General features: G+C 72.7%; 8 protein-coding genes. 5 read left to right on the top strand and 3 right to left on the bottom strand.

What is annotated here, in order from left to right; translation table 11 throughout:
* Positions 1–113 precede the first annotated feature (113 nt).
* Positions 114–935 (bottom strand): SGNH/GDSL hydrolase family protein, encoded by an 822-nt coding sequence (locus ACFWFR_RS14715; protein WP_318244412.1) that lies wholly within the window; start codon positions 933–935, stop codon positions 114–116.
* Positions 936–1,019: 84 nt separating this feature from the next.
* The gene (locus ACFWFR_RS14710; protein WP_377623442.1) at positions 1,020–1,760 is read right to left on the bottom strand and encodes a uracil-DNA glycosylase; all 741 of its coding nucleotides are present in this window, start codon (positions 1,758–1,760) and stop codon (positions 1,020–1,022) included.
* A 116-nt stretch (positions 1,761–1,876) separates the two neighbouring features.
* Between ACFWFR_RS14710 and ACFWFR_RS14705 the strand changes: the two genes are divergently transcribed.
* The 4 genes from ACFWFR_RS14705 (at position 1,877) to ACFWFR_RS14690 (ending at position 4,799) form a co-directional block, all read left to right on the top strand.
* A complete protein-coding gene (locus ACFWFR_RS14705; protein WP_225220085.1) occupies positions 1,877–2,203 on the top strand; it encodes a DUF3263 domain-containing protein in 327 nt (108 codons plus the stop codon).
* A gap of 31 nt (positions 2,204–2,234) precedes the next feature.
* Positions 2,235–2,879 (top strand): LytR C-terminal domain-containing protein, encoded by a 645-nt coding sequence (locus ACFWFR_RS14700; RefSeq protein WP_377623441.1) that lies wholly within the window; start codon positions 2,235–2,237, stop codon positions 2,877–2,879.
* Positions 2,880–3,099: 220 nt separating this feature from the next.
* Positions 3,100–3,303, top strand: coding sequence for a cold-shock protein (locus ACFWFR_RS14695; protein ID WP_056645298.1), 204 nt, complete (start codon positions 3,100–3,102; stop codon positions 3,301–3,303).
* Positions 3,304–3,308: 5 nt separating this feature from the next.
* Positions 3,309–4,799, top strand: a complete 1,491-nt coding sequence (locus ACFWFR_RS14690; RefSeq protein WP_377619487.1) for a phytoene desaturase family protein — start codon at positions 3,309–3,311, stop codon at positions 4,797–4,799.
* Between the two features lie 142 nt (positions 4,800–4,941).
* Here the strand turns inward: ACFWFR_RS14690 and ACFWFR_RS14685 are convergent, their stop codons facing one another.
* Positions 4,942–6,411 (bottom strand): glycoside hydrolase family 15, encoded by a 1,470-nt coding sequence (locus tag ACFWFR_RS14685; protein ID WP_377623440.1) that lies wholly within the window; start codon positions 6,409–6,411, stop codon positions 4,942–4,944.
* A gap of 236 nt (positions 6,412–6,647) precedes the next feature.
* Between ACFWFR_RS14685 and groL the strand changes: the two genes are divergently transcribed.
* Positions 6,648–8,282, top strand: a complete 1,635-nt coding sequence (groL, locus tag ACFWFR_RS14680; protein WP_056645303.1) for a chaperonin GroEL — start codon at positions 6,648–6,650, stop codon at positions 8,280–8,282.
* Positions 8,283–8,336 lie beyond the last annotated feature (54 nt).

Genomic DNA, 8,336 nt, shown 5'->3' with positions numbered 1-8,336 from the left:
GTGTCCCGCAGCTCGAGCTCGCGGGACACCGGCCTTCGTCGTCGCAGCACCAGGGGTGCTCGTGCCTCAGGGACGCCGGCACCCTGCAGGCGCCCGGGCCTCGTGCCGGCTCGCTACTGCGACTGCACGGGCGTCAGCACGGGCACCTTGGGCTCTCGCAGGTCGCCCGAGGACTGCCCGCGGAGCCGCCGCGTCGCCCACGGGTACACGTGCACCCGCACCCACTCGGCGTTCTGCCGGGCGCGGTCGAGGAGCGGGACGGGCGGCAGTGGCGACAGCGGGTCGTCCCACGCGGCGTCGTCGGGCGCCTGGCCCAGGCCCACGAGCGCGGCCTGCGCGACGCGCCGGTGCCCGTCCGGGGTCAGGTGGATGCGGTCCTCGGACCACATGCGCCAGTCGTGGAGCGACGCCATGCCCCACAGGTCCAGGACGTGCGCGCCGTGACGGCGCGCGATCGACCAGATGTGGGTGTTGTAGACGCCCACGCGGCCGCGCGTGAGGCCCACGAGGGGCGACCCCGACGTGTCGAAGCCCGTGCCCAGGAGGACGTCGATGCCCTCGGCGCGCAGCCGGGCGACCGCGTGCTCGAGGTTGCGGGCCAGGCGGTCGACGTCGGCCGCGGGACGCAGGATGTCGTTGCCGCCGCCGATGAGGCTCACCAGGTCCGGCTTGAGCGCGATCGCGGCCGGCACCTGCTCGGTCAGGATCGAGCGCAGGAGCCGGCCGCGGATCGCGAGGTTGGCGTACTGGAGCGGGGCCCGGCCTGCGGCGCTGCGTCGCGTCGACAGGTGCCCTGCGAGGAGGTCGGCCCAGCCGCGCTGGCGGTCCGGGTCGTTCGGGTAGGGGTCCCAGAGTCCTTCCGTGAACGAGTCGCCGATCGCGACGTAGCTGGCCCATCGGGGCGTGTTCTCATCGTCCGGGTGCGAGGTGGTCACCGGTCCATTGTGTGACAACGGGGGCCGTGCGTCGCGTGACCTCCCGGCCCGACGGCACGACCCGGCCCGGCCCGACGCCGTGCCTCAGGCCGCGGGCAGCGTCCAGTCGACGGGGGCCGCACCCTGGGCGACGAGCAGCTCGTCGACGCGCGAGAACGGCCGGGACCCGAAGAACCCCCGCCGGGCGGACAGCGGGCTGGGGTGCGCGCTCTCGACCACGGGCGTGCTGCCCAGGAGCGGCTTGAGCGTCGCGGCGTCGCGTCCCCAGAGGATCGCGACGAGCGGGCGGTCGCGGGCGACGAGCGCGCGGATCGCGGCCTCGGTGATGGCCTCCCAGCCCTTGCGGCGGTGCGACCCGGCGTCGCCGTCGCCGACCGTCAGGACCCTGTTGAGCAGCATGACGCCCTGGTCGCTCCACGCGGACAGGTCGCCGTGCACGGGCGTAGGGGTCCCGAGGTCGGTCGCCATCTCGGCGTAGATGTTCTGGAGCGAGCGTGGCACGGGGCGCACGTGCGGCTGGACGGAGAACGACAGGCCCATGGCGTGGCCGGGTGTGGGGTAGGGGTCCTGGCCCACGATCAGGACCCGTACGTCGGCGAGCGGGCGCTGGAAGGCCCGCAGGATGTCCGACGGCGCAGGCTGGTACGGGCGTCCGGCCGCGGTCTCCGCGCGGAGGAAGTCGCCCACGGCGCGCAACTGCGGCTCGACGGGGGCGAGGGCGGCCGCCCAGTCGGGGGCCATGATCTCGTCGAGCGGTCGTTGCGGGACGGTGGCCGAGCAACGGTCGAGGGAGTCGGCGGAGGCGGGCGTCGCGGAGCTGTTCACGCGGCGAGAGTACGCGAGCCGTTGAATGACACTCTTGTCGTTCGCGCGTAGGCTGGAGACGCCCAGGTCCCCACCGTTCGTCGGTGCAGGACGTCCCGACGAGTGAGGAACTGCCCATGAGCGAAGCGTTCGCCGAGACCGAGCACCTCGTCGCACCGTCCCTGGACAGCACGGGGCCGGACGAGCAGCAGGGTTCTGGACTCTCGGAACGCGACCAGCAGATCCTCGCTTTCGAGCGTCAGTGGTGGAAGTACGCGGGCGCCAAGGAGCAGGCTGTCCGCGAGCTCTTCGACATGACGGCGACCCGCTACTACCAGGCGCTCAACGCCCTGATCGACTCCCCTGAGGCACTGGCCCACGACCCCATGCTCGTCAAGCGTCTGCGCCGGATGCGGTCCACGCGTCAGCGCGCCCGCTCAGCTCGCCGGCTCGGCGACGTTTAATCTGCCGGGCGAGACGGGCTACCCTGTCGGCGTGAGCAAGAGCGATTACCCCTACGCGCCCGACGAGTTCGACGTCCCCGCGCCCGAGGGCGCGCCCGTCGGGGTGTACCGCGCTCCGCGCAGCAGGTGGAGCAAGACCTGGCCGTTCCTGCTCGTCGCCGGGATCTTCGCTGTCGTCGGGATCGGCGGCGTCTACGCGGTCTCCGGAGGTTTCGGCGGAACGACGCCCGAGGCCGAGGCCAAGCCCCCTGCAGCGTCGGCTCCCGCCGAGGAGCCCGCGACCGAGGAGACCCCGGTCGAGGAGGAGCCCTCGACCGAGGAGACCCCGGTCGAGGAGGAGTCGCCCGCGGACCCCGCGACCGACATCACCGCCCTGCTGGCAGCAGCCGACAAGGGAGCGTTCGTCCGCGTCCTCAACGACAAGGGCCCCGAAGGGGAGTCTCGTGTCGGCAAGGCAGCCCTGGACGCCAAGGGGTTCACCAAGGTCGAGTTCGCGGCCTACCCCGGTGACTCGGGCGTCACGGTCAACTCGATCTGGTACGCCGCGGACCGCAAGGAGACGGCGATGGCCGTCGCCGCTGTCCTGGGCGTCCCGGCCGAGCAGGTCAAGCAGGTGGACATCCGCGAGGGCGACGTCCTGGTGATCGTGAAGTCCGCGCTGACCGTCGCCCCCTGACCTGCCGCGTGCGGGTCTGCGGCGGCTTCTCGTCGGCTGACGGACCGCAGCGCTCAGGATCCCGTCCGTCGCCGCCCCCGTCCTGAACGTCCTCGGCGTGCACGGCGTCGCGCGTACCGGTGACGGCGCGCACCCCGCGGGCTAGGCTCGGAGGCACCGAGGGCGGTGGTCGTCCTCGGGCGACCGCGGCAGGTCCGCGCCGGCACACGAGGAGACGTCCATGGCCCAGGGCACTGTCAAGTGGTTCAACGCCGAGAAAGGCTTCGGCTTCATCACCCCCGACTCGGGCGGCCAGGACCTCTTCGTCCACTTCAGCGCGATCCAGAACGACGGCTACCGCACCCTCGACGAGGGGCAGGCCGTCGAGTACGAGCCAGGACAGGGCCAGAAGGGCCCCCAGGCAGAACAGGTGCGCCCGCTCTGAACGCCGTGACCCCGGCGCGTCACCTGACCGAGGTGGACGTCGTCGTCGTCGGATCCGGGCCCAACGGCCTCGCCGCGGCGGTGACGTGCGCCAGGGCCGGGCTGTCCGTGCGGGTCCTCGAGGCACAACCCACGATCGGGGGCGGGTCGCGGACCCTGGACCTGGGGCTGGCCGAGGGCTTGGTCCACGACATCTGCTCCGCGGTGCACCCCATGGCGTGGGCGTCGCCGTTCTTCCAGGCGTTCGACCTGCCCTCGCGCGGCGTCGAGCTGCTCGTCCCGGAGGTCTCGTACGCCCAGCCGCTCCCGGGGGGCCGCGCAGGGATCGCCTACCGCGATCTCGACCGGACGGTCGACGGGCTGGGGGTCGACGGCGCCGCGTGGCGTTCGCTCGTCGGCTCGCTGTCCCGCAACACGGGCCATGCGGTCGCGACCGCTCTGGGCGACAAGCGGAGCATCCCGGCGGGGCTCCTCCCGCGCGGGGTACCGACCGCGGCCCGGTTCGGGCTCGGCGTCCTCGAGCAGGGCACCCGGGCCTGGGACCGACGCTTCGTCGGGGACGTCGCCCCCGCACTCTTCACGGGCGTCGCAGCGCACGGGATCGCGCCCATGCCCTCGCTGGCCTCGGCCGGGGTGGCGATGCTGCTCGCGTCGCTCGCGCACACCGAGGGCGGCTGGCCCGTCCCGCGCGGCGGCTCGGGGGCGATCGTGACCGCGTTGGTCGCGGACCTCGAGGCGCACGGGGGTGAGGTCGTGACGGACCACCCGGTGCGCTCGGAGTCGGACCTCCCGCCCGCCCGGGCCGTCATCTTCGACACGACTCCCCGCACCGTGGTCGAGGTGTTCGGTTCCCGTCTCACGGGACGCGCGGCCAGAGCGCTCACGGCGTTCCCCTACGGCAACGCGGCCGCCAAGGTCGACTTCGTGCTGCGAGGCCCCGTGCCGTGGCAGAACGCCGAGGTCGGGCGTGCCGGGACGGTCCACGTGGGCGGCACACGGGCCGAGATGGCCGCCGCGGAGGCCGCGGTCGCGCAGGGGCAGCACGCCGAGCGGCCCATGGTCCTCGTGAGCGACCCGAGCCTCGTCGACGAGACGCGTCGGGTCGGTGACCTGCGACCCCTGTGGTCGTACGCGCACGTCCCGGCCGGCTCCACGCTCGACGTCACCGAGGCGATCACCGCCCAGATCGAGCGCTTCGCACCGGGCTTCCGCGACGTCGTCGTGACCTCGCGGTGCGTGCCCGCCGCGCGCATGAGCGAGCACAACGCCAACTACGTGGGCGGGGACATCGCGGCGGGGGCCGTCAGCATGTGGCGCGTCCTGGCACGCCCGAGCGCGCGCCTCGACCCGTACGCGACCGGCCTCGACGGGGTCTACCTCTGCTCGGCGTCGACCCCACCGGGACCCGGTGTCCACGGGCTCGGCGGGTGGTACGCGGCCCAGCGCGTGCTGCGGCGGGAGTTCGACGTCCCGCACCTGCCCGCGCTGGCTCCCTGACGGCTGCCCGACCTCGGACCGCGCGAGGAAGGCACGAAGGCCCCACGAGGGAGCTCCTGCGTCCGGACCCGCAGGGAGCCGGGTCTCGGGTGGTTCAGGCCCAGGCCCAGGCCCAGGCCCAGGCCCAGGCCCAGGCCCAGGCTCAGGGGGCCGGGGCCGCCGCCTCGGCCGCCGCCTCGATCCGCCGGTCCTCGAGCTCGACCAGGGTCAGCACCACGAGGGACGAGCTCCACGTGAGCGGTGCGACCGCCGCGGGCGAGCCGTCCGCGAGGACCTTCTCGGGGATCGCGCCGGACGCCGTCCGGTGCGTGCCGAGCCAGTCGAGCCAGCTCTCGGCGGCCTCCTCCTCGCCGGTCGAGGCGCCCGCGAGGGCGAACAGCGCGGTCTGCGGCGTCCAGGACACGCCGTCCGTCCGCCAGCCCGCTCCCGGGGCCACCCCACCGGCCGGACGGAGCATCGACATGACCGAGGACCGCCAGGCGTCCTCCGCCCCGCTGAGCGCCGTGGGCTGGAACGGCGGGAGCGCGAAGGTCGTCGCAGCGTCCTGCGCCCCGCCCGACACGGCCCGCGGGTAGCCCTGCGAGCCGAACCGGTCCTCGATCGCGGACCGCAGGCGCATCGCGGCGCTCGCCGCGCCCGCCGCACGGTCCCACTGATCGCCGTCGCGGTAGAAGGCCATGGCGCCCTCGAGCCCGGCGAGCAGGGGGGCGGCGGTCCCGAGGGTCAGGTCGGTCGGGTGCACCTCCCAGTAGTCGCTCGACGGCGGCGGCAGGTCCGTGTCGTCGTCGAGCAGCGCGAGCACGTGCTCGGTCGAGGCGTCGACGAGGGGCGCGAGGCGCTCACGGGCGTCGTCCCGGTCGCCCGGGGCGTCGATCTCGTCGAGCACGGTCCATGCCGCCCACAGGGCCCACCCGTTGCCGTCCGACTGGATCCCGCGGTCGTCGGGGACCCCTGAGGCGTCGGGGAGGTAGCGGGCGTGGAACGAGCCGTCGGGCTCCTGGACCGAGCGCAGGAAGTCGAGCACGCGCAGCGCGTCGTCGACGTGACCGGTCCGCGCGTACGCGGCCGCCGTGAACGAGGAGTCACGCGGCCACACGTAGCGCCAGCGCGGGGACGCCGCGGCGAGCGAGGCGCCGTTCTCGAGCGTCAGGGTGTGCAGGTCGAGCAGGGCGTCCTCGCCGAGCTCCTCGAAGCGGGTGCCTGCGCCCGGGACCCGGCCGTCGGCGAGCCAGGCCCGGGACGCGGCTGCGGCGCGCTCGGCGTCCGCGACGTCGAGCAGGGACCCGGCGGTCACGGGGGAGCCTGCGACCTGGCTGAGTCGGTCCACCTCGCCGTCGGCCGCGTCGAGCCCGTCCGTGAGCCAGGCGGGGTCGAGGGCTGCCGGGTCGAGGACCCTGCTGCCGTCGAGGTAGGTGGCGCCCATGCCCGCGGGGAGCCGCAGGAGGACGCCTGGGCCCGCGGTCGCGACGCCGTCCTGGTACAGGTCGATCTGGACGTCGGTCGGCTGCGGGGTCGGGGTGGCCCCGGCCGTCACGAGCACCACGACGGGGGCGATCGCCGCTCCGAGCACCGCCAGTCGCCACCTCTTTGTCGCGAATCTCACACTGGGCATCCTAGGGCGAGCCGGACGTGCGTCGTTCCGCTGGGGGCGATAGGGGTCGTACGGCCTTGCACTCGCACCGGCAGAGTGCCAATAATGGCGTTAGCACTCTCGTCATGAGAGTGACAGTTTTCTCTGGTCGTCAGGTGAGGCCCGCGAGTCGGCGTGACAGGAACGTCGTCGTGCGCGAGCCGTCCGTCGCGGGCGCCGACCGACCGTCACACGCCACCAGCGGAGGATCAATCCCCATGGCAAAGATCATCGCCTTCAACGAGGAGGCACGTCGCGGGATGGAGCGCGGGCTCAACGTCCTCGCCGACACCGTGAAGGTCACGCTCGGCCCCAAGGGCCGCAACGTCGTCCTCGACAAGAAGTGGGGCGCGCCCACCATCACCAACGATGGTGTGAGCATCGCCAAGGAGATCGAGCTCGACGACCCGTACGAGAAGATCGGTGCGGAGCTCGTCAAGGAGGTCGCCAAGAAGACCGACGACGTCGCGGGTGACGGCACCACCACCGCGACCGTGCTCGCCCAGGCGCTCGTGCGCGAGGGCCTGCGCAACGTCGCGGCCGGGTCCAACCCGATCGCCCTCAAGCGCGGTATCGAGAAGGCTGTCGAGGCCGTGACGGCCCAGCTGCTCGTCGCCGCCAAGGACATCGAGACCAAGGAAGAGATCGCTGCCACGGCCGCGATCTCGGCCGGTGACCCCGCGATCGGCGAGCTCATCGCCGAGGCCCTCGACAAGGTGGGCAAGGAAGGCGTCATCACCGTCGAGGAGTCGAACACGTTCGGCCTCGAGCTCGAGCTCACCGAGGGCATGCGCTTCGACAAGGGCTTCCTGGCCCGCTACTTCGAGACCGACCCCGAGCGTCAGGAAGCGGTCCTCGAGGACCCGTACGTCCTGATCGTCGAGTCGAAGATCTCGAACGTCAAGGACCTGCTGCCGCTGCTCGACCAGGTCATGAAGGCCGGCCGCAGCCTCCTCATCATCGCCGAGGACGTCGAGGGCGAGGCCCTGGCCACCCTCGTGCTGAACAAGATCCGTGGCACGTTCAAGTCCGTCGCCGTCAAGGCTCCGGGCTTCGGCGACCGCCGCAAGGCCATGCTGCAGGACATCGCGATCCTCACCGGTGGCCAGGTCATCTCCGAGACGGTCGGCCTCAAGCTGGAGACCGCGACCCTCGACCTGCTCGGCCAGGCTCGCAAGGTCGTCGTCACCAAGGACGAGACCACGATCGTCGAGGGTGCCGGCGACGCCGACCTCATCGCGGGTCGCGTGAACCAGATCCGTTCCGAGATCGAGAAGTCGGACTCCGACTACGACCGCGAGAAGCTCCAGGAGCGCCTCGCCAAGCTCGCCGGTGGTGTCGCGGTCATCAAGGCCGGCGCCGCGACCGAGGTGGAGCTCAAGGAGCGCAAGCACCGCATCGAGGACGCCGTCCGCAACGCGAAGGCTGCCGTCGAGGAGGGCATCGTCGCCGGTGGTGGCGTGGCCCTCATCCAGGCCGGTGCCGTCGCGTTCGAGACCGCCGCGATCACCGACCTGGTCGGCGACGAGGCGACCGGTGCGCAGATCGTGCGCGCCGCGATCGACGCCCCGCTCAAGCAGATCGCGATCAACGCCGGTCTCGAGGGTGGCGTCGTGGCCGAGAAGGTCCGCAACCTCCCCTCGGGCCACGGCCTGAACGCCGCGACCGGCGTCTACGAGGACCTGCTCGCCGCAGGCGTCAACGACCCGGTCAAGGTCACGCGCTCCGCGCTGCAGAACGCTGCGTCCATCGCAGCGCTCTTCCTCACGACCGAGGCGGTCGTCGCGGACAAGCCGGAGAAGAACCAGCCGATGCCGGGTGGCGACGGCGGCATGGGCGGCATGGACTTCTGATCAGTCCGTCCGCGCCGCGGGGCTCGTAGAGCCCGCGCAGCCGACACGAAGGGC

The organism is Oerskovia sp. NPDC060287 (genome assembly GCF_042726775.1).
Classification (GTDB): domain Bacteria; phylum Actinomycetota; class Actinomycetes; order Actinomycetales; family Cellulomonadaceae; genus Oerskovia; species Oerskovia merdavium.
This window is presented reverse-complemented; position numbering and strand designations above follow the sequence as displayed.

Bases quoted from the DNA above. Each gene is read 5' to 3' on its own strand.
- groL (WP_056645303.1), top strand. From the start codon at position 6,648: ATGGCAAAGATCATCGCCTTCAACGAGGAGGCACGTCGCGGGATGGAG.
- ACFWFR_RS14685 (WP_377623440.1), bottom strand. From the start codon at position 6,411: ATGCCCAGTGTGAGATTCGCGACAAAGAGGTGGCGACTGGCGGTGCTC.
- ACFWFR_RS14705 (WP_225220085.1), top strand. From the start codon at position 1,877: ATGAGCGAAGCGTTCGCCGAGACCGAGCACCTCGTCGCACCGTCCCTG.
- ACFWFR_RS14695 (WP_056645298.1), top strand. From the start codon at position 3,100: ATGGCCCAGGGCACTGTCAAGTGGTTCAACGCCGAGAAAGGCTTCGGC.